Annotated in this window: 15 protein-coding genes and 1 pseudogene; 11 read left to right on the top strand and 5 right to left on the bottom strand. The window is 39.6% G+C overall.

Annotated elements, in window-relative coordinates:
* Window positions 1-182: 182 nt before the first annotated feature.
* The 3 genes and pseudogenes from gshA to SLP02_RS26570 form a co-directional block, all read left to right on the top strand.
* Entirely contained in the window at window positions 183-1,340 is a 1,158-nt protein-coding gene (gshA, locus tag SLP02_RS09010) for a glutamate--cysteine ligase (RefSeq protein ID WP_319420323.1), read from the top strand.
* Between the two features lie 18 nt (window positions 1,341-1,358).
* A complete protein-coding gene (trmL, locus tag SLP02_RS09005) occupies window positions 1,359-1,829 on the top strand; it encodes a tRNA (uridine(34)/cytosine(34)/5-carboxymethylaminomethyluridine(34)-2'-O)-methyltransferase TrmL (protein WP_319420322.1) in 471 nt (156 codons plus the stop codon).
* A gap of 1,427 nt (window positions 1,830-3,256) precedes the next feature.
* A pseudogene (locus SLP02_RS26570) lies at window positions 3,257-3,712 on the top strand (M23 family metallopeptidase); the annotation flags it as partial.
* Window positions 3,713-3,765: 53 nt separating this feature from the next.
* Here SLP02_RS26570 and gntT read toward each other — a convergent pair.
* A complete protein-coding gene (gntT, locus tag SLP02_RS08995) occupies window positions 3,766-5,094 on the bottom strand; it encodes a guanitoxin biosynthesis MATE family efflux transporter GntT (protein ID WP_319420320.1) in 1,329 nt (442 codons plus the stop codon).
* 264 nt (window positions 5,095-5,358) lie between these two features.
* Between gntT and SLP02_RS08990 the strand changes: the two genes are divergently transcribed.
* Complete coding sequence (locus SLP02_RS08990) at window positions 5,359-6,750, top strand: AAA family ATPase (protein WP_319420319.1); 1,392 nt, start codon at window positions 5,359-5,361, stop codon at window positions 6,748-6,750.
* Window positions 6,747-7,436 (top strand): ParB N-terminal domain-containing protein, encoded by a 690-nt coding sequence (locus SLP02_RS08985; protein WP_319420318.1) that lies wholly within the window; start codon window positions 6,747-6,749, stop codon window positions 7,434-7,436. Before SLP02_RS08990 ends, SLP02_RS08985 begins: the two co-directional genes overlap by 4 nt.
* Before the next feature lie 97 nt (window positions 7,437-7,533).
* Here the strand turns inward: SLP02_RS08985 and SLP02_RS08980 are convergent, their stop codons facing one another.
* On the bottom strand, window positions 7,534-7,701 hold the full coding sequence (locus SLP02_RS08980; protein ID WP_319420317.1) for a hypothetical protein: 168 nt from the start codon (window positions 7,699-7,701) through the stop codon (window positions 7,534-7,536).
* 290 nt (window positions 7,702-7,991) lie between these two features.
* Between SLP02_RS08980 and nadA the strand changes: the two genes are divergently transcribed.
* From nadA to SLP02_RS08955, 5 genes are all read left to right on the top strand, one after another.
* Window positions 7,992-8,954 (top strand): quinolinate synthase NadA, encoded by a 963-nt coding sequence (nadA, locus tag SLP02_RS08975; RefSeq protein WP_319420316.1) that lies wholly within the window; start codon window positions 7,992-7,994, stop codon window positions 8,952-8,954.
* A 191-nt stretch (window positions 8,955-9,145) separates the two neighbouring features.
* Window positions 9,146-10,003, top strand: coding sequence for an oxidoreductase (locus SLP02_RS08970; protein WP_319420315.1), 858 nt, complete (start codon window positions 9,146-9,148; stop codon window positions 10,001-10,003).
* A gap of 164 nt (window positions 10,004-10,167) precedes the next feature.
* Entirely contained in the window at window positions 10,168-11,052 is an 885-nt protein-coding gene (locus SLP02_RS08965; protein WP_319420314.1) for an NAD(P)-dependent oxidoreductase, read from the top strand.
* A 256-nt stretch (window positions 11,053-11,308) separates the two neighbouring features.
* On the top strand, window positions 11,309-13,999 hold the full coding sequence (locus tag SLP02_RS08960) for an MGH1-like glycoside hydrolase domain-containing protein (RefSeq protein ID WP_319420313.1): 2,691 nt from the start codon (window positions 11,309-11,311) through the stop codon (window positions 13,997-13,999).
* 296 nt (window positions 14,000-14,295) lie between these two features.
* The gene (locus SLP02_RS08955; protein WP_319420312.1) at window positions 14,296-15,090 is read left to right on the top strand and encodes an MlaE family lipid ABC transporter permease subunit; all 795 of its coding nucleotides are present in this window, start codon (window positions 14,296-14,298) and stop codon (window positions 15,088-15,090) included.
* A gap of 154 nt (window positions 15,091-15,244) precedes the next feature.
* On the opposite strand, the gene SLP02_RS08950 is transcribed toward SLP02_RS08955, so the two are convergent.
* On the bottom strand, window positions 15,245-16,690 hold the full coding sequence (locus SLP02_RS08950; RefSeq protein ID WP_319420311.1) for an MFS transporter: 1,446 nt from the start codon (window positions 16,688-16,690) through the stop codon (window positions 15,245-15,247).
* 651 nt (window positions 16,691-17,341) lie between these two features.
* Window positions 17,342-17,491, bottom strand: a complete 150-nt coding sequence (locus SLP02_RS08945) for a DUF3479 domain-containing protein (protein ID WP_319420310.1) — start codon at window positions 17,489-17,491, stop codon at window positions 17,342-17,344.
* A 378-nt stretch (window positions 17,492-17,869) separates the two neighbouring features.
* Between SLP02_RS08945 and SLP02_RS08940 the strand changes: the two genes are divergently transcribed.
* Window positions 17,870-18,649, top strand: coding sequence for a response regulator transcription factor (locus tag SLP02_RS08940; RefSeq protein WP_413467346.1), 780 nt, complete (start codon window positions 17,870-17,872; stop codon window positions 18,647-18,649).
* A gap of 261 nt (window positions 18,650-18,910) precedes the next feature.
* Here the strand turns inward: SLP02_RS08940 and SLP02_RS08935 are convergent, their stop codons facing one another.
* Window positions 18,911-20,221, bottom strand: coding sequence for a PQQ-dependent sugar dehydrogenase (locus SLP02_RS08935; protein WP_319420308.1), 1,311 nt, complete (start codon window positions 20,219-20,221; stop codon window positions 18,911-18,913).
* Window positions 20,222-20,228 lie beyond the last annotated feature (7 nt).

The raw sequence follows: 20,228 nt of genomic DNA, 5'->3' as shown, positions 1-20,228 counted from the left end.
ATATTCTTTAAAGGTTGTCTCCCAAGTTTAATTAGCTAGATTAAAGCTTTTTAAGCTTAGGGTAAGAACAAAAAAGCAGAAAACAGCAAAAATCCAACCAAGAGCATTTTTTAGATATTCTCTTAGAGAAAATTAAGTTTGTCCAAATATATTTACAGTTGAACTAGTAATAAAATTGAAAGATGAGTTTACTGTCCAAAGGCTTTGAAGTAGAAATGTATACTGGCACTCCAGAAGGTGAGACGGTGGGCTTGTCAGATAAAATTGTTCAGGCTTTAGATGGTTTTGTCCGCGAACCAGACAGTCGTAATGTTGAGTATACCACTGCCCCTTTTTGTGCCTACGATCGCCTGTTGTGCGCCTTGCTAAAACCTCGGCAAGCTATGAGATCCTACATTCAGACTTTAGGAAATTACACAATAATTCCTGGTAGCACCATGTCATTAGGCGGAAGCGATCGCTTTTGTCGCTCCGATCCCAATAATCCTTATCATACCTACATTGAGCAAACCTACGGCACAGATGTAGTTACCGCCAGCATTCATATCAACGTGGGTATTGATGATCCTGAATTGCTGATGCAAGCCTGTCGTTTAGTGCGGGTAGAAGCTCCTTTATATTTAGCTTTGAGCGCGTCTTCTCCCTTTATCGACGGCAAGGTAACGGGTAGTCATTCATCCCGTTGGCAAATGTTTCCTAAAACACCTCAAAATGTACCCCTGTTTGAAAGTCACGGTCATTTTATTCTCTGGACAGAGGAACAGCTAGCAGCAGGCAAAATGCGTAATGTGCGTCATCTATGGAGTGCGGTTCGACCAAATGGCGATCGCCGTCCTTATAATCTTAATCGTTTGGAATTAAGGATTTGTGACCTAGTTGTCGATCCCCTGGCTCTTTTGGCAATTACTGCTTTGTTAGAGGCAAGAATTATGCAAATGATGGCTAATTTAAACCTCGATCCTCTACAGCAAAGTAATTTGTCAGCCAACGATCTCCAGTCAGAGTTAATGGCCTTGGCTGATGCCAACGAAATGGCAGCAGCGCGCCACAGTTTAGATGCAGAACTACGCCACTGGCAAGACGGCAGAAAAATCATCGCCAGGGATTGGATTAAAGAAATTTATGATGAGGTGTATCCCCTTGCCAAAAAACAAGGCTTTAGCTGTTTTTTATCCCCTCTTAAGAAAATTCTGCGCACGGGAAATACCGCCCAGCAATGGTTAAAGTTACATCGCCAAGGAATGCCTATTCCTCAGATTATTCAGCAAGATATTCAAGCTATTGCTCAACAAGAACGAGATTTGAATTATGCCGTATGTCCACCTGCTTTGATAGCCTGATAATTGATAATTGCCTAAATGGTACGAATTGTTCTAGTTTATCCTGAAATTCCGCCAAATACGGGAAATATTGCCCGTACCTGTGCTGCTACTAAAACAGAGCTACATTTAGTTGCACCGTTAGGATTTGAGATTAGCGATCGCTATCTAAAACGAGCAGGATTGGACTATTGGCCCTATGTAGATTTACATTATCACGAGAATTTAGCTGCTTTTTGGCAAGAACATAGTCAAAGAGGCGGTAGGCTAATCGGTTTTACCGTACGTGGCAGCAAAAACTATCTTGCCTGTCAGTATCAAGACACAGATTGGCTATTGTTTGGCAAGGAAACCGCAGGCTTACCCGCAGCAGTTATTGATGCTTGTGACGAGAAAGTAAGGATCAATATTGCCGAACCTAATGTACGTAGTTTAAATCTTTCTGTCAGTGTGGCGATCGGTCTATTTGAAGCGATTAGACAGACTACCAATACGCCTAATGTAAATTAGCCTCGTTCTAGTTTACTGGTTTTTAGCTCTTAGCTCTTAGCTTTTAGCTTCTAAGAGAACTCAGAAATTTAAGTTTCTTAGCTAGCTAGGCAGAAAAATCTCATAAGAAAGAACGTATTTAAAAGATTTTAAGATTTTTTAATTCACATTTAGACGTACTAACAACAGTTCACTCAATTAGATCTTATTTTTTTCTATACTCTTCTTGTTTTAATCTCAGTTTTAAGATAACCTTCCATAGAAATAACTAGTTATTTTTTGGCAGATAACCTTTTACGCCTATTGGTGGTAAATTCTGTTGAATACATTTTTAAGTTACTTGACCAACGGTCACACTTCCCTCATATTTAAGCCTTTTGGCAGAGCAAATCACCAACCACTATAGAATTTAAGCATCTGACTCTAATATTATGCCTTCTCACAAAGCTTCCACTCCCAAAGAGCAATCAAATATTAGTTCTTTAAATCAATCTCCTTTAATCTCAGCCAAAAACGTCAGACGCAACAGCAGCTTAACTATCAAATTGGGGTTAGCTACATCGATCGCAGTAGTAATTTGTCTGCCGATCTATGGTACAGTGGCTGCCGCCAAAAATTTAAACTCAGAATCAGGCAAAACGGCTAGTTTTAGCAATCAATTTTCGACTTCACCAACATCTAATTCCAACACCAGCCAAACTAAACGCTCTGCTTTTTTACCACGTATCTTTAGTTTGATTACTTCACCTTTGAGAAACAAAGCCACAAATCTAGCAGATCTTGCTCAAGCAACCCCTAATCAGCAAAACAGTTTTCTTGTTGGTCAAGTAAATAACAATCTAGACTCCTCATATCTTAAACATCAGGCAATATCTAGTTTGGTCGCTAATGACTATAAATCTTTAGCTTTACCTTCCACTCCTGCTTTAGCAGCTAGTTCAGATTTTAAAATTTACAAGGTAAAATCTGGCGATACTGTTGAACAAATTGCTAGAAAATATCAGGTTTCTAGTGCAGAATTAGTCAAGCTCAACAGTCTGAAAAACGCCAATATTATCCGGATTGATCGAGAGTTAAAAATTCCTTCCAAAGCAATTGATAGTGCTTTATATAAGGCTGATACAAATCAAAGAAATGTGAAGTTAGCCTCTACCGAGCTTTCAGCTAAAGTTTTAAAAGACGATGGAGAGAGGTTAAATCGGCACAATAATAGTCATGACTCAGCAAATTCAACGGATGATCCTTACATTACCAAGTTTAGAGCGGAAATTGAGCAGTTGCGTAATTATCGCCATCAGCCTCAATCAAAACAACAGAATACTTTAAATGATGCTGGTGCTTCTAGTGTTGGTGGAGATGACTCTGAAGTTCAATCTATTAAGACGGATGATACGGCGACTTCTATTGCTGCTAAACATGATTTACAACCAGATCTATTAGATAAAGATGCTATTGCATTACAACTACCCCCGTTACCTCCCTCAGAAGAATATCTACCAAAGGTCTTTAACGGTTATGCTTGGCCTGCTAAAGGAGTATTGTCTTCTGGTTATGGCTGGCGTTGGGGTAGACTCCACGCAGGAGTTGATATTGCTGCGCCTATTGGCACTCCAGTTGTAGCAGCAGCATCAGGAGAAGTAATTGAGGCAGGTTGGAATAGTGGAGGCTATGGCAATATGATTGAGCTTCAGCATTTAGACGGTAGCGTTACTCTCTACGCCCACAACAATAGAATCATGGTTAACGTTGGTCAGAGAGTCAATCAAGGGGAACAGATAGCGGAAATGGGAAGCACGGGCTATAGCACTGGTCCTCATTTACATTTTGAAATTCACCCTAAGGGTCAAAGTGCAGTAGATCCTATGGCATTTTTAAACCGTACGTCTTTGGCGAATGTGTACTGATTATTAGGCTCTATAATATTACGCATTCACTAACGCCTAAATTTAAATAGGCGTTAGTGAATGCGACTGAATCGCCTTCTTACTTCTAAACCTAGGGTTATACTCCTAGCTGCCATAAATAAAGCCAGTGCTAACCAAAGTAAATGCGATTTATGGGTATACCATGCTGCGATCGCCATAGGCGCAAAGCCGAATAAAGTAGCAATAAGAGTAGACTGGCGTAATATTTTGCCTGCGGTCAAACCTAAAAAATAGCCGTCTAGCATATATGCCATTGAACCAAAACCCAGAATAGGCAATAGCCACCATACATAGTTACCGACTAATTTAACTACTTCCGAGTGACTAGTCAAAAGACTAAATAACGGCTGCGTAAATAGAGCAAAGGCGATCGCAAAACCCAAACCAGCTAGTAAGCTACTACCGCCAGCTAGTTTAAGTAGAGGCATTAGCTGCTTATCTTGTCCTTGTCCCTGTAAATTCCCAGCAATACTTTCGGTAGCAAAGGCAATACCATCAATAAAGTAGGCCGCTAAAGTTACTACCTGCAAAAGTAAGGTGTTGGCAGTCAAAACCATAGTTCCCATGGTTGCGCTGAGGTTAGTAAATATAGCAAAGGTAGATATTAAAGCCAAAGTGCGAATTAAAATATCTCTGTTAAGAGAAAAAGTAGCTTTAAATGCCGAAATATTAATTATGTTTTTAAAGTTATGCCGTAAGGAAGACCAAGGAATTTCTCGCCCGACCATAATTAAGCATAATAGTAGAGTTGTGTATTGACTGATTGCCGTGGCAGTGCCTGCGCCAGCACTCTTTTGTCCCCACTGGACAATATATAGGTAATCAAAAAAAACATTCGCCCCACTGTTTACTAGAGAGAACAGAAATACTTTTTTTCCTTGTTCTTTGCCCAGAAACCAACCTAGTAAAACAAAGTTTAGCAGCGTGGCAGGCGCGCCCCAAATCAAAGCATTATAATAGGTTCGTCCCGCTTCAATTACTCCTGAGTCGGCTTTGAGTAACCTAAAGCCAATTTCTCTTATGGGTTGCTGCAAAATAAGAATAATTATGCCCAGAGTCAGAGCGATCGCACCATTACGTAATAAAGTTAAAATAACTTGGTCTGCTTCGTTTCTACCCATTGCTTGAGCAGTTAAACCCGTTGTTCCCATCCGTAGAAAACCAAAAGTCCAGTAAATATAGTTAAATAGGATAGTGGCGATCGCCACTCCTGCTAAATGACGAATTTCTGTCAAATGTCCTAAAAATGCTACATCAACCAAGCTAGCCAACGGCACCATTAAGTTAGACAAAATATTAACTATCGCCAACCGCCAAAAACGACTTTGATGATCGGATTGTGAAGAGTGATTATGATTCAATATAGTTATTGGTTTACTTGCTAACTAATTCTTCTTCAATCTAACGTCAATCGACTAATTTCTAATCTAGTGTAGGGATTTAGAAAATGGCGATCGCTATCAAGCATTTAGAATAAGTAAGTAGGCGAAATAATTTATAAGACTCGATCTTGAAATTTTATTCCTAATCCCGAACCAAACCAAACTATCTTACATTTAATTACAATTACCTACTTATTAGTAAAATACAACTATTGACCGAATTATAGATTTAAGTGTATTCCATTGAGTTTTAATCATCACTATTGTCGTAATGAAGCAGAAGTAAGAAGCAAGCTAGTAGTTCACTATTTGTTGCCAAAATTAGGCTATTCTCCTAATAGTTGGTATGAAGAAGTAACTATTCGCAATATTCGTTTAGACTTCTTGATCTTGAGCAAACCAATTGTTTCTAATCAAACAAAGATAAATTTAACTCGTAGCCTAATTATAGAAACAAAACATCCAAAAGAAAATTTAGACAATCATGTTAGAAAGTTTAATATATATTTGCATAGCATCTCAGTCAAGTACGGAGTTTTAACCAATGGTAAAGACTTGAGAATTTACCAAAGAGTAAGTTCGCCAGGATTATCTAGAGGTTTATTTCCTAATTCATTAAAACTGTTATTCCGATGTAGTGGAAATGATATTGACAATAATATTGCTAATATTAAAGCTTTAATTGGGAAAGATAGTCTTAGAAAAAATAATAGAAAAACTAGTAAAGTAGCTACTAGCAATACCTCCACAATAAATAAACCACAAGCAAAGCAAAGCATGAAAACTATAGCGGTATATCATAATAAAGGTGGCGTAGGCAAAACAACCACCGTAGTTAATTTAGCAGCAGCACTGAGTAAAAAAGGTAAAAAAGTATTAGTTATAGATTTAGATAGTCAGGCAAATACAACTTTTGCTACAGGTTTAGTTAAATTTGATGATGAGTTTGATGATTATATTGAAAAAGCAAACGTGTCTCATATTATAGGATTTTCAGAGTCCTATCCGATCAAAGATATTAAAAGAACATCTGATTTTTGTAGTCCAACAGTTGATATTATTCCTGCTCATATAAGTTTAATGGAGAAAGAAAATAGATTAAATCAGTTAGCTTCAATAAATTTTATTCTGCTAGAAAAGCTAAAAGAAGTTAAAGACCAATATGATATTGTTTTAATTGATACTCCTCCGTCTCTAAATCTATATGCCAGGATTGCTTTAATTACAGCAGAATATTTACTAATTCCTTCGGACTTGAAACCTTTTGCTAACCAAGGATTAGTAAACGTCAAAAACTTTATTAAAGATATTAACGCTACCAAAAAAGTAATTAATCAAAAACCATTAGAAATAATTGGTGTTCTTCCCTGTAAAATATCAACTCATGCCAAATTTGTTCAGCATACATTGCCAAAGCAATTATCTAAAATAACCAATAAATATAGTTTACCGTTATTAAGCACCACCATATTTCAACGTGAAGATTTGGCTAAATGCTCTGATGCTGTTCAGCTTGTCGGTGAAATAGAAATACCCGATCCTAGATCTGTATTAGACTATAGCCCTAATTCTAAATCTTCCCAAGAATTTGAAAACTTGGCAACTGAAGTATTGAAAAAAATAGGAGTAGCATGACTTTATCATCATCATTAGTAGAAGTTAGAACAATAACTTGTAATCGCCCTCGTTCTAATTTTGATCAACAAAAAATAGAACAGGCTGCTAATTTGATTGTGGCAGCAGAAGGCATAATTAATCCCATCATAGTAAGTCGAACAGGTATCAATTCTTTTCAGGTAATAGATGGGCATTTTGAATATTATGCAGCAGCAAGAGCAAGAGAATTAAATCTAGAAATAGGAGAAGCGATCGCAGCATATATTGTTGAAGAAAAAAACGAAACAATAATCAAAGATCAGGTTGCCATATTTCGACAACCTCTACCTCCACAAGATCGTCAACTAAATACAGATAATCTAGAAACTCGCTTAACTAATATAGAATCAAGAATAGAAAATCGACTAAACGAATTAAAAAGTGAATACACTCAAAAGAACAAAGAATTAGAGCAAAAAATTGACTCTCTAAAGAGTAAACTTCCTGAAAAAATAGAGCCACTGACAACTTTCAATGAAGCTAATTTAATAGAGTTGGTTAGTAAATTAAAATTAGTTCTGCGATCGGACAAAAAAGCCAACGATATAGCTCCCAAAATTATCGCAGCAAGACCTTTTAAATCATCAACCGAAGTATTAGAAAATGTTAGAGGATTGGGTGATAAAACTATGTTGAGAATAATTGATAGCTGGCTATACTCTTAACTTGCGGCTACTTATATAGCAATCAAAACCCCTAGATTAATCCTGTTCTACTCTATTATCAAAAAGCTCTAAGCCTTTTAGTTGACTACCTGCGTTCCTATGCTTCGCTCCTTATAGCTTGTGGGTCCCGTAACCGCCACCAAACTATGAAGGCGTAGTCTATGCCCTCTCGTGGTCTAATACCTTGTTTCTCTAAAGCGATCGCACAAGCCAACCCTTTAAGTCCAGCACCAATAATGGCAACGTTTTTTGCAGCAGTACTCATGTTTTTTGGCAAATAATGGTAATCGTTGAATCAAATCATTAACCAGACAAACTGCCGCTCTTATCGGTGGGTCTAACCCCTTATCAGACATAGATTATACCATCTTTTATCAAAGTCAAGAGCTAAATTTTTCGCAAGCGACTGGCTTAAAATTATTACGTATTTAGCAACGCTCAACTGCTATGTGTTTACTCTGCAAATATTGGTTAAATAAACTATACTATACTTATAGTAATTTTTACTATAAATGCCAACTAAACTAAATTTTAGACTAACTAACACCAAATAATATGTTTACAGCAGCTAAACCTAAAGCAAATCCTTACCAGATTCCTAATGACTTATTTGGCGCAATTAACGAGCTAAAGCAAGAGTTAAACGCCGTAATTCTAGCTCACTATTACCAGGAAGCAGATATTCAAGATATTGCCGATTATCTGGGCGATTCCTTGGGTTTATCGCAACAGGCTGCTAATACTGATGCAGAAGTAATTGTTTTCGCGGGAGTGCATTTTATGGCAGAAACCGCGAAAATACTCAATCCTAACAAGTTGGTTTTATTACCCGATCTTGAAGCTGGCTGCTCTTTGGCTGATAGTTGCCCACCAAAAGAATTTAAGGCTTTCAAAGATGCTCACCCCGATCATATAGTTATCTCTTACATTAACTGTACTGCCGAAATCAAAGCTCTAAGTGACATTATTTGTACTAGTTCCAATGCGGTAAAAATAGTTAAGCAAATTCCAGAAGAGCAGCCAATTATTTTTGCGCCAGATAAAAATTTAGGTCGTTACGTTAGTGAGCAAACAGGTAGAGACTTAGTTTTATGGGAAGGTAGCTGTATTGTTCACGAAACCTTCTCAGAAAAGAGAATTATTGAATTAAAGGTTGAGCATCCCAGCGCCGAAATGATTGCTCACCCTGAATGTGAACCTCCCGTCTTACGTCATGCCGACTTTATTGGTTCAACTACGGCCTTATTAAAATATTGTCAAACAAGTAGTAGTGATAAATTTATCGTCGCTACAGAACCTGGAATAATTCACCAAATGGAAAAATTTGCGCCTAATAAGCATTTTATCCCTGCCCCAGCCATGAATAACTGTGCCTGTAATGAATGTCCTTATATGCGCCTGAATACATTAGAGAAGCTTTACTTGGCGATGAAAAATAAAACCCCAGAAATTACTTTACCTGAAGATATTCGCACCAGAGCCTTAAAACCTATTCAGAGAATGTTGGAGATGTCATAAATAACGTTAAGTTCAGGTTAAAACAATTAAGTTTGTTAAGGTTTTAAACATTGGTACTCAAAAAAGAATTGGCACAACTATAAGAGGCAATAATCGACAAGTATGGGCAAGATTGTGGAAGCTAATATATGCAGCTATGATTTAGCTTGAAGGTGAGGCAAAAACAAAATTAAATTAAATAGGTAAACACCATGAATACTGATAATAAAGTCTGGTTTATTACGGGTAGCAATAGCGGTTTTGGTCGCTGTTTGACCGAAGCCGTATTAGCCAAAGGAGATAAAGTTGTGGCAACAACTAGACATCCCGAAGCGATCGAAGATTTGGTCAAACAATATCCCGACACTGTAAAAGCGGTAAATTTGGATATTACAAAAATAGATGAAATCAGCCAAGCTATTGACACAGCACTTTCTACTTTTGGTCAGATAGATGTGTTAGTCAATAATGCAGGGTTTGCTACTATGGGTGCAGTAGAAGAAATCGCAGACGAACAGATACGTTATCAGTTTGAGGTTAACTGCTTTGGCACTTTAAATGTAATCAAAGCAATGCTATCCTATTTTCGCCAAAGAAAAAGCGGTCATATACTTAATGTCTCCTCGGCTGCTGGTTTGACGGCTTTTCCTGGTATGGGCATTTATTCTGCTAGCAAGTTTGCGATCGAAGGTTATTCTGAAGCATTGGCACAAGAGATTGCACCTTTAGGTATTAAGCTAACTTTGGTCGAGCCAGGAGGGTTTAGAACCAATGGTCCAAGTTCTATGACAACTCCCGATTGTCAAATTGATGACTATGAAGAAACTGTCCATAAACTTATTAAAATGATGTCGGACAGCAGTAATCTACCAGGAGATCCTGACAAAGCTGCACAAGCAATGATTAAAGTAGTTGAGTCGGATAACCCTCCTCTGCGTTTAGTATTAGGAGAGGATGCGTTAGAAATTGTTCGTCAGAAAATAGAATCCTTGGAGAAAGAACTTAAAGAATGGTCAGAAGTTACTCTCAGCACCTCTTTTGAGAACGATCAAACCAGTAGTGTGGGCTAGTGTCGCTTCGCTCTTTGTAGAAAGTAGGGAGTCCCTGAACGGATACCGCTTCCCTATTATCCTTATCTATCTTAGATGTCGCGCGTAGCGGTTGCGAAGCAAGTCGAAGACTCAGCCATGCCCTTGCACATATTAATTTATTAAACTTAAACAGAAGATAAACAGTGAAACAACCAATTGGATTTATTGGTCTAGGTAACATGGGTCTGCAAATGGCAAACAATTTAATCGATGCAGGCTACAAGCTCAAAGTTTATAATCGTACTGCCGAAAAAGCTCAACCGCTAATTGAAAAAGGTGCAGAATTAGCAGACGCGCCCGCCGATGCAGTTACCCCAGGGGGCATTGTTATTACTATGTTATCTAATGACGATGCTGTTGAAAGCGTAGTTTTAGAGGATGATGGCATTCTCAAGCAGTTAGGTAAAGACGGTATTCATCTATCCATGAGTACTATTGCCCCTAGTACAGCAGAGAAATTAGCCCAGGCACATCAAGAAGTAGGTTCTTACTATTTAGCATCCCCCGTTTTAGGTCGTCCCGATGCTGCCGAAGCAGCGAGACTCAATATTTGTCTATCGGGAAATTCTACAGCTAAAGAGCGGGTGCAGCCACTGTTAAAAGTCATGGGGCAAAAAGTATATGATTTTGGTGATACTATCGGTAGTGCCAACGTAGTTAAATTGTCGGTTAATTTTAGTATCGTAGCAGCAATTGAAGCGATGGCGGAAGCTTTTACCCTAGCTGAAAAAAATGGTGTCGAACCTGCCAAAGTAGCCGAACTATTTGGCGAAACCTTATTCTCTTGTACAGTATATAAAGGATATGGCAAGCAGATCGTCGAACATGACTATAAACCAGGCTTCAAACTCTCCCTGGGGCTAAAAGACATTACTTTAGCTTTGCAAACTGCCCAAGCCTGTAATATGCCAATGCCTTTAGCCAGTTTAGTTCACGACCAATTTCTAGCAGCAATGGCGAAGGGAAGGGGCGATATGGATTGGGCTGCGATCGCTCTTGAAGTCTCTGAAGCAGCAGGAGTTGAGTAATTAGGGAATAGGCGAGCGACCCCCTAAAGGGTTCAACAGTTTGCTCAACGGGGGAAACCCCCCTTCGGGTTCAGCAGTTTCTTTAAGCGGGGGAACCCCGCCAACGAACTGCTTCACCGCAACGCAACTGTCTCACCGCGTCGCCGTCAGAGGTCAGACCCCGCGTCGTCCGAAGGCGCAAGGGAATGCTGACCTAGCAAGGGAAGGCGCGAGAAGGGAGTAGTAGTATCTAGAGAAAAACAATAGAGCAAGAATAATGAACGCCGAAAAGCAAAGACTACTAGAAAACAAAGAACGTAAAGCCTATTGGACTCGTTGGGGTCCTTATGTTAGCGAAAGGCAGTGGGGAACAGTCAGAGAAGACTACAGCGAAAATGGTACTGCTTGGGAATATTTTCCTCATAGCCAGTCTTTATCTAGGGCATATCGTTGGGGAGAAGACGGTATTGCAGGTATCTGTGATAATCATCAGCGTCTTTGTTTTGCTCTAGCTTTTTGGAATGAACAAGACCCTATTGTTAAAGAGAAGATGTTTGGCTTGACTGGTAATCAAGGCAATCATGGAGAAGATGTTAAAGAGTATTATTTTTATCTCGATAATACGCCGACGCATTCTTATATGAAGTATTTATATAAGTATCCCCAGTCTGAATATCCTTATGCCGATCTGGTAGAGGAAAATCAAAGGCGTGGGAAAGATGCTTCTGAATACGAACTGTTAGATACGGGTGTATTCGATGAGGATAAATATTTTGATATTTTTATTGAATATGCCAAAGCTAGCGATGAAGATATTTTAATCAAAGTCACGGCGCACAATCGCGGTGAGGTCGAGAAACCATTGCATATACTACCGACTCTTTGGTTTCGCAACACTTGGTCTTGGTACAAAGATGCAAAAAAACCTAAATTGAAAGTCTATGCTCAAAAAGATGGGTACAGTGTAATTGAAGCATCACATCCTAGTTTGGGAGAAAGATGGCTGTACTGCTCTAATGTAAGGGCGAACGGTCGTTCGCCCTTACTGTTTACGGAAAACGAAACCAACAATCAATTATTGTTTAATACAGATAACGCTTCACCCTATGTCAAAGACGGCATCAATAACTATGTAGTAAATGGCGATCGCAATGCTATTAATCCAGATAATATTGGCACAAAATTTGCATCTCATTATCAACTATCTATTCCAGCAGGAGAAAGTCGTACTATTGAGTTGAGACTGTGCGACTCTAACTCTTTAGAAAATCCCTTTACAGATATAGATAATGTCTTCGAGCGACAAAAACAGGAAGCCGATGAGTTTTACCATAGTCTGACCCCTCAAGATATACCCGAAGACCAGCGCAACGTTCAGCGACAGGCGTTTGCAGGTATGTTATGGAACAAACAGTTTTACTATTACGTAGTCGAAGACTGGTTACAGGGCGATCCAAATACAGCCCCGCCCCCTCAATCGCGTAAAAATGGCAGAAACTCACAGTGGAAGACTTTATTTAACGACGATATTATTTCCATGCCCGATAAGTGGGAATACCCTTGGTATGCATCCTGGGATTTAGCTTTTCACCTAATACCTTTAGCTATACTCGATCCCGAATATGCCAAACTACAGCTATCTAGGTTGACTCGTGAATGGTATATGCACCCTAGTGGACAGATACCAGCCTATGAATGGGCATTTAGCGACGTTAATCCTCCTGTCCAGGCTTGGGCAGCATGGCAAGTTTATACCTTGGAAGAAAAGTATTGGGGAAGCAAAGATAAAGACTTTTTAGAGCGTATCTTCCAAAAGCTACTGCTTAACTTTACTTGGTGGGTCAACCGTGAAGATGCCGCAGGTAAAAATGTCTTTGAAGGTGGCTTTTTAGGTTTGGATAATATTGGTATATTCGATCGCTCTCAAGAGTTACCAACAGGCGGTAATTTAGAGCAGGCAGATGCTACAAGCTGGATGGCAACCTACAGTCTTAAGATGCTCCAAATTGCTTTAGAGTTGGCGCAGGATCGACCACCTTATGAAGATATTGCTAGCAAGTTCTTTGAGCATTTTCTCTATATTGCCGATGCCATGAATCAGGTTGGTGATGGAGTGGCACTGTGGGATGAAGAGGATGGTTTTTATTACGATGCAATTAACTTTCCCGATGGAGGAAGAAAGCTGTTAAAAGTGCGATCGCTTGTTGGTCTAATTCCCTTGTTAGGAGTAAGCGTAGCAAAACCAGAAACAATTAAAAATTTATCAGGATTTAAAAAACGTCTAGAGTGGTTTATTCATAATCGTCTCGATCTTAAAAAGAACGTTGCCTGTATGGAAACAGAAGGCGTAGGTGCGAAAAGATTATTAGCTTTATGTTACGCTACTCCCAGAGATGATGGCCAATCTAATAAGTTGCAAAGATTGCTCTCGTATATGTTTGATGAAGCTGAGTTTTTGAGTCCTTATGGGATTCGTTCGGTTTCTAAATACCACAAAGATCATCCTTTTGTGATGAACGTCAACGGTACTAAGTATCAGGTAGACTATGAACCAGCCGAATCAACTTCGGGTATGTTTGGCGGTAACTCCAACTGGCGAGGACCGATTTGGTTTCCGATTAATTACTTACTATTAGAAGCTCTGCAAAACTTTTACGAGTATTTGGGAGATGACTTTGAAGTCGAGTTTCCCACAGGTTCAGGCGAGTTAAAAAATCTTAGCCAAATTATCGTCGAACTGGCTGTACGAATGACCAGTATCTTTTTGCGAGATGACTCAGGTAAACGACCCGTGTTTGGCAGCATAGAAAAATTTCAAAACGACCCTCACTGGCGTGATTATATTTATTTTCACGAATATTTTCATGGAAATAATGGTGCGGGTTTGGGTGCATCCCATCAAACTGGCTGGACGGGAGTAGTGGCACACATGATTCAATTGTGGGCTGAGAAAAGTCATGCTAAATAAAAAATTAGGCGTTATATCTTCATGGCTGGAAGACTGGGAAAATTTTTTGATTAATAAACGGCGTAGCCGTAATTGTTAGTCGTTAGTCCCTGCGGGGGATACCACGCTTGCTAGTCGTTCAAATATAGTCTCAAACGCTTGCGTGAATGGGGACACAGTAGGACTGTGGGGCGGGGCTGTGGGCGCAATGCGATTACGCCCACAGCCCCTCGTCTTATACCCAAACTCGTTTTTGGTACTCACATTACGAACTAAAAACTAAAAACTAAAAACTTTTTAATAAATTACCTTAAACGATGAGTCTAATAGTAAACTTGGGCAGCAGAATCACATCTTGGTTAGAGCGTCCAATTAGCGCAGTCTTTTTGATGGGACAAGTAGTGATTCATCTTATCCACCAGAGGATCAACTTTCGCAACACATTAGAGCAGATGGTATCTGTAGGACCTGCCTCGTTGCCCATTGCTCTAATTACCTCTATTGCGATTGGCATGGTATTTACCATTCAGGTAACGAGGGAATTTCAAAATTTTGGCACAACTCAAATAATTGGCGGGGTTTTAGCCATAGCACTTAGTAGAGAACTGACTCCCGTACTAACAGCAGTAGTTGTGGCAGGAAGAATCGGTTCGGCTTTTGCAGCCGAACTTGGAACCATGAAAGTTACAGAACAAATTGATGCTCTATATATTTTAAAAACCGATCCGATTGATTATTTAGTTGTACCTCGTGTCATTGCCTGCTGTTTAATGTTGCCGATGTTAACGGTGGTTTCTTTTGTATTCGGCATAATTAGTGGATTGATTATCGCCGAAAGTTTGTACGAAATTCCTCATTCAATTTTCCTCGATTCAGTACAGAATTTCATGCAAATTTGGGACTTGACTGCTGCGCTAATTAAATCAGTAATTTTTGGCGCAATTATTGCCGTAGTAGGCTGTAACTGGGGTCTTACTACTACAGGGGGAGCAAAAGGGGTAGGAGAATCTACAACGTCGGCAGTGGTTATAGCCTTGATTTCAATTTTTATATCTAATTTCTTTCTCTCTTGGCTAATGTTCCAAGGTTCTGGTAGCGGTTCGCTAGGCTGAGGTTGGTAAGCTACAGCCGATAACCCTAAAACCAGCACTGGAATCATCTTTCAGGAACAAGAAAAATGCAATCGCTCTACCTTAATTCTAGCCGCGATCGCCGTATCAGTTTCTTGAATAATCTGACTTTAAAATCTAAACTTATATGTACTCCCTACTTCTTCTTAAAAGAATACTGTTGAAGCTCAACTACTGCTAAAACTACGCCCAAGCTCATGATTACGGTAGCCACTAAAAAAGTTGCCTTGATGCCGCCTATCAATGCTAACTTAGATGCTGACATTATTGCCGTAGCCTGACCAGAAGCTATACCAGCCGTAAAAGCAACTAAAAGACTAGCCATAATTGGAACTCCTATCGTTTGCCCAACAGTACGAGACAGTGCCAGCAGTCCTGAAACAACTCCTATTTTGTCTTGGGGTGCTTCTCCCAAAATGGTGCTGTTATTAGGAGATTGAAATAGTCCTATCCCAATGCCGAAGGGAGCAACGCGGGCAATGTATCCCCAATCTGTTAATTGGGCATCGAAGGTACTCAGACAATAACAACCAATTGCTATGAGACATAATCCACACAGACTAATGATCCTCGAACCAAAACGATCCGCTAGAATTCCAGATATGGGAGAAAAAACTGCTCCTAAAAGGGGGGACGCTGCCATCAACAAGCCTGTTTTTTGGATAGAATAGCCCATCGCTTTTTCAATGAAGAAAGGCAAAACAAATACTGCGCCCGAAAGTACAATAAATACGAGCAACTTGGTCGACAGTCCCAACGCTAGCTGAGAATTGCGAAGTAACCCTAAGTCAAATATTGGTTGAGCGATACGACTTTCAATAACGATAAAACCGATCGCGCCTAAAACTGCGATCGCGCCACAAATAAACACAATCTGACTATCCCAACCTCGATCTTGCCCTTGATTCATACCCACAGTAAAAGCAACTAAAGTTAGCATAAAAATGACTGCTCCGGCCACGTCGAAACTTTTCTGACCTTTGTTAGTAGTTGCTGATTTAGCCACAAAACGGGTGACAACGTATCCTGCTAAAAGACCGACTGGCACATTGACAAAGAAAATAGCGCGCCAGCTTGATATATCGATCAAAAAACCACCAATTGTTGGTCCTGATGCTATGCCAACGGAAACAACAGTACTAAAAATGCCTAATGCTTTACCTCTTTCTGAACTGGGAAAAATTTCGGTAACCATAGCAGGACCTAAAGCTGAAATAAATACTGCCCCCAGTCCCTGCAATACTCGGAAGCCGATTAAAAAGTAAATAGATGGCGCAAGACCGCATAGCAGCGAACCAATAGTAAAAATAGCCAATCCAACTAGGTACAGTTGTTTTCTGCCCCAAATATCTCCCAAACGTGCTGCACCTAAAAGTAAGGAAGTGATAGCTAATAGATAACTGACAACGACTAATTGGGCGATCGCAAAACTAGTATTAAAAGCCTTGATTAAAGTTGGCACAGCAATATTAACCGCGCTAGTGTCGAGAACAAACATTAAAGTTCCCAAACACATACCTAGCATTGCCAACCATTTTTGGCTGGAATTATGATGTTGACCTATAGCTTTCTTTGGACTCATATTGTTTTAAATACCATTGTCAGAGCCATATTACAGATTTCTGCCAGCCCAAATTTGGAATAAACTAGGATTTATCTTCATAAATGATGAATTTAGATTAAATATAACTTAATCAATTTATTCCGCTCCCGTCTTCCATATACTTGTTGCGACTTGTCAATTCTTGCTCTTAGCAATTCCAACATCTCAAAATAGAGTCTCAAGTATAACAATAGCTACATTATGTTTAGAAAGCATGGAGTTAGCTACTTATCAGAAAAGCTTAGTTATCCTTCTTTTTGATTGCTGGTCAAACAAAAATAGAAAATTTACGTCCCGATGAAATAAAACACATTGACTGTAGCCAATTACAGGTAATAGATCGTTTATGGCTTACTGTAGAGCGATAATCGTTTTGGTTTTAGTGTTCAGGTACAAATATATCAAGACTCAGGCGGTAGCGAGCAAACTACTATCCAACAAAATAGTCAGTTGCTAGAGAAATGCAGCGATCCTAACTATTTTCAGGATGCAAAAAAAGGAGGACTTCCTGGTCTTTGGTGGATTCTCCCTGTGGATCTAAAATGACTAATTACTTTTTAGCACGATTAAGATTTTAGTCAGCAAATGTTTATCGCTCAAGAATATTTTAGCTAGACCGATAAAGGCAGTTTATGCTTTATTAGGATCTGTAGTAATTTCGCGATCGCTAGAAACTATAACTTCTAACTCTTCACACCTGGCTGTAGCTATATTCGCAGCCTGACGATAAAGGTTAGCGTTAAAAGATTCAAATCCCGTAATCAAGACAATCCGTTTCATACATCCTGGCTCTTAAAGTTTCTCTTTAATATCTATTGTTGCAAATCTCATTGGTTAATTCATAAAAAAGCATCCTCATAAGTTCAAACAAAATTCTTACTAGACCATCTTTACCATTCACTGACTTTCTTAATTCAAGATGTGCGATCGCTTAATTCTTGACGGATAGCATATCGCTTTCTCGATTATTTTCGATTATTATTGGTTGTGTTTTATAAGCTATGCCGTAGGCATCCGGTTTATCCTCGAATGGGAGCTTGACGGGACTGTCGAGGCGGTGATAGTCAGGTTTCCTCGTAACCATCGCTACAAAATCTTCTCAATGCCTCTGCTAGCCTTATGCGTATAGCAACTTTCCCTAAATTTAATGAGGCAAAAGTGATTTCAGCACATATATCGATAGTTGAAAGCAATCCTCACTTGCGATCGCTATTAGGTTGGCATTTACAGCAGTCAGGATACACTGTCAGCCAGTCGGCTAGTCTGCAACAGGGTCGAGATGCTTTTTATAAACATCAGCCAGCATTGGTCATTGTGGATTCTGATTTGCCCGATGGAGATGGACTAGAACTATCACACTGGCTATATGAACAGCAGAAATCTCTGATTCTTTTGCTATCGGCTCGTAATACTGAACAAGATATTGTTAGGGGATTAAAAACTGGTGCTGACGACTATCTGACCAAGCCTTTTGGAATGCAGGAATTCTTGGCAAGGGTAGAAGCTTTGGTAAGAAGAATGCGCACAACTAATGCTGTTCCTTTGTCGATGGAGTGTAAAGATCTAAAAATAGATTTGGCACAACGACGGGTAGAGCTTCGAGGTAATTTTATTGAACTGACACCTCAAGAATTTAGTTTGCTCTATGTCTTAGCTCAAGCAGAAGGAAATCCTTTGAGCCGTTCGGAATTACTACAGCGTGCTTGGCCAGAAGCAATTGATAACCCTCGCACAGTGGACACTCATGTGCTTTCTCTACGCAAAAAAATCGAGTTTAATCCTCGGCAACCGCATATTATTCAGACTGTAAGAAATGTGGGCTATCGTTTTAATCCTGAATTAATTGACAATAGCGTTAATTCGTCTGAAACGGATACAGATATAACAGTGCTGCCTGCTTCTGCTTCTAACCTGACTCGTTTTCCTAGCAGCATTTAACTTTTTAAAACTAAATATTTTATTTTCTGCTAATTGGTACGAGAACGAGAACTTGATTTTGAGTTACTACTAGAGCTGTAACAGTCTGTTCAACCTCAGTCTGATTGTCGGCAGAAGTTGCATCTCTAGTGGTTGCTTCGGCAACAACTTTACCATTGTTTGATCTAACTTAATAACTGCGAAACAGTTACGTTGCAGCGCGTGTGGCTAAAGCCTTTGTATGACCTCACTTTCTTAAGAACTATCGAGGTTGATAATTGATTACTTACCAACATAGCTAATCCGATAAATACGACCATTGCCGTCTTCTGCTAAAAGTAAGCTGCCATCAGGCATAACCAATAAACCAACGGGACGAGCAAAGGTATCAGGAGCATCGGCATCAACTAAAAAACCAGTTAAAAAGTCTTCATAGTAACCAAGTGGTTGATTGTCTTTGTCAAAGGGGACAAAAACAATTTTATATCCTGTACCGCGATCGCGATTCCATGAGCCACGAAAGGCTACAAAAGCTCCATTATGATATTTAGAGGGAAATTTTTGTTGGTCATAAAACTGCACTCCTAAAGCAGCAGAATGCGCCTGAAATAAAACATCGGGGGTAATAGTTTTGGCTGCTAAATCTGGTTTTTCACTTTTATTTCCCTGCATACGGCGAGGATCGAGTAAGTCGGGACTTAGATAGGCATAAGGCCAGCCATAAAAGCCACCTTGTTTAACTTGAGTAAAATAGTCTGGAACCAAGTCATCCCCCAATAAATCTCGCTCGTTGACGGCTGCATAAAGCTTGCCTGTAACTGGATGAAAATCTAAGCCAACGGGATTACGTAAACCATAAGCGTAGGTAGAACGTTCTGAACCATCCAAATTCATTACCTGCACTGAAGCACGGGGTAACTCTTCAGGCTCAACATTAGTTGCCGAACCCACTGAAATATAGAGCTTATTGCCATCAGGAGATGTAACTATATTGCGAGTCCAGTGTTGATTGTAGCCACCTGGGGTCAATTTAGTAATTTCTGTGCCTGTACCGTCTAATTTTAGCTGTCTGGGTTGATAGTCAAAGCGTAAGACTTCTCCTGTATTAGCAACATAAAAGGAATCTTTGGCAAAACTCATTCCCAAAGGTTGATCTAAACCGTTACCTTGATCGGCAAATACTTGATTAACTTCGGCTACGCCATCTTTATTTTTATCCTGCAATAGAGTAATTTTATTCTGTCGAGACTGCACCGCTAATACATCTCCTTCAGGAGTTAAAGTCATCCAGCGCACGTCTTTTAAGTTGTCGGCAAACACATTAACAGCAAATCCTGGAGGAACTTGCAGCACAGGATTATCTGGTACAGGAATGACGTTAGGAGAATTACTAGCTGAATTGGTGGCGTAAGGCTGAGGTAAATCAGCTAGCGTAATTTTAATTGGAGTTGGAGTAAAAGATTCAGTGGAGATTGTTTTTGGCTGTGTTTGTTCGGTAGCAGAATCGGCAACAGAGACAGGCAGAGAGTTACAGCCAGTTAAGATAGCAATTAGTCCCAGATAACTTATGCTTTTCCAAGGGATAGTAAACATTTAGCAG

The organism is Pleurocapsa sp. FMAR1, assembly GCF_963665995.1.
Lineage (GTDB): Bacteria > Cyanobacteriota > Cyanobacteriia > Cyanobacteriales > Xenococcaceae > Waterburya.
The sequence above is the reverse complement of the archived record's forward strand: the minus strand, read 5'-3'. Positions and strand labels throughout refer to the sequence as shown.

Excerpts from the sequence above, each read along its gene's own strand:
- gshA (WP_319420323.1), top strand. The coding sequence starts at position 183 with ATGAGTTTACTGTCCAAAGGCTTTGAAGTAGAAATGTATACTGGCACT.
- trmL (WP_319420322.1), top strand. The coding sequence starts at position 1,359 with ATGGTACGAATTGTTCTAGTTTATCCTGAAATTCCGCCAAATACGGGA.
- SLP02_RS08985 (WP_319420318.1), top strand. The coding sequence starts at position 6,747 with ATGACTTTATCATCATCATTAGTAGAAGTTAGAACAATAACTTGTAAT.
- SLP02_RS08980 (WP_319420317.1), bottom strand. The coding sequence starts at position 7,701 with ATGAGTACTGCTGCAAAAAACGTTGCCATTATTGGTGCTGGACTTAAA.
- nadA (WP_319420316.1), top strand. The coding sequence starts at position 7,992 with ATGTTTACAGCAGCTAAACCTAAAGCAAATCCTTACCAGATTCCTAAT.
- SLP02_RS08970 (WP_319420315.1), top strand. The coding sequence starts at position 9,146 with ATGAATACTGATAATAAAGTCTGGTTTATTACGGGTAGCAATAGCGGT.
- SLP02_RS08960 (WP_319420313.1), top strand. The coding sequence starts at position 11,309 with ATGAACGCCGAAAAGCAAAGACTACTAGAAAACAAAGAACGTAAAGCC.
- SLP02_RS08955 (WP_319420312.1), top strand. The coding sequence starts at position 14,296 with ATGAGTCTAATAGTAAACTTGGGCAGCAGAATCACATCTTGGTTAGAG.
- SLP02_RS08950 (WP_319420311.1), bottom strand. The coding sequence starts at position 16,690 with ATGAGTCCAAAGAAAGCTATAGGTCAACATCATAATTCCAGCCAAAAA.
- SLP02_RS08945 (WP_319420310.1), bottom strand. The coding sequence starts at position 17,491 with ATGAAACGGATTGTCTTGATTACGGGATTTGAATCTTTTAACGCTAAC.
- SLP02_RS08935 (WP_319420308.1), bottom strand. The coding sequence starts at position 20,221 with ATGTTTACTATCCCTTGGAAAAGCATAAGTTATCTGGGACTAATTGCT.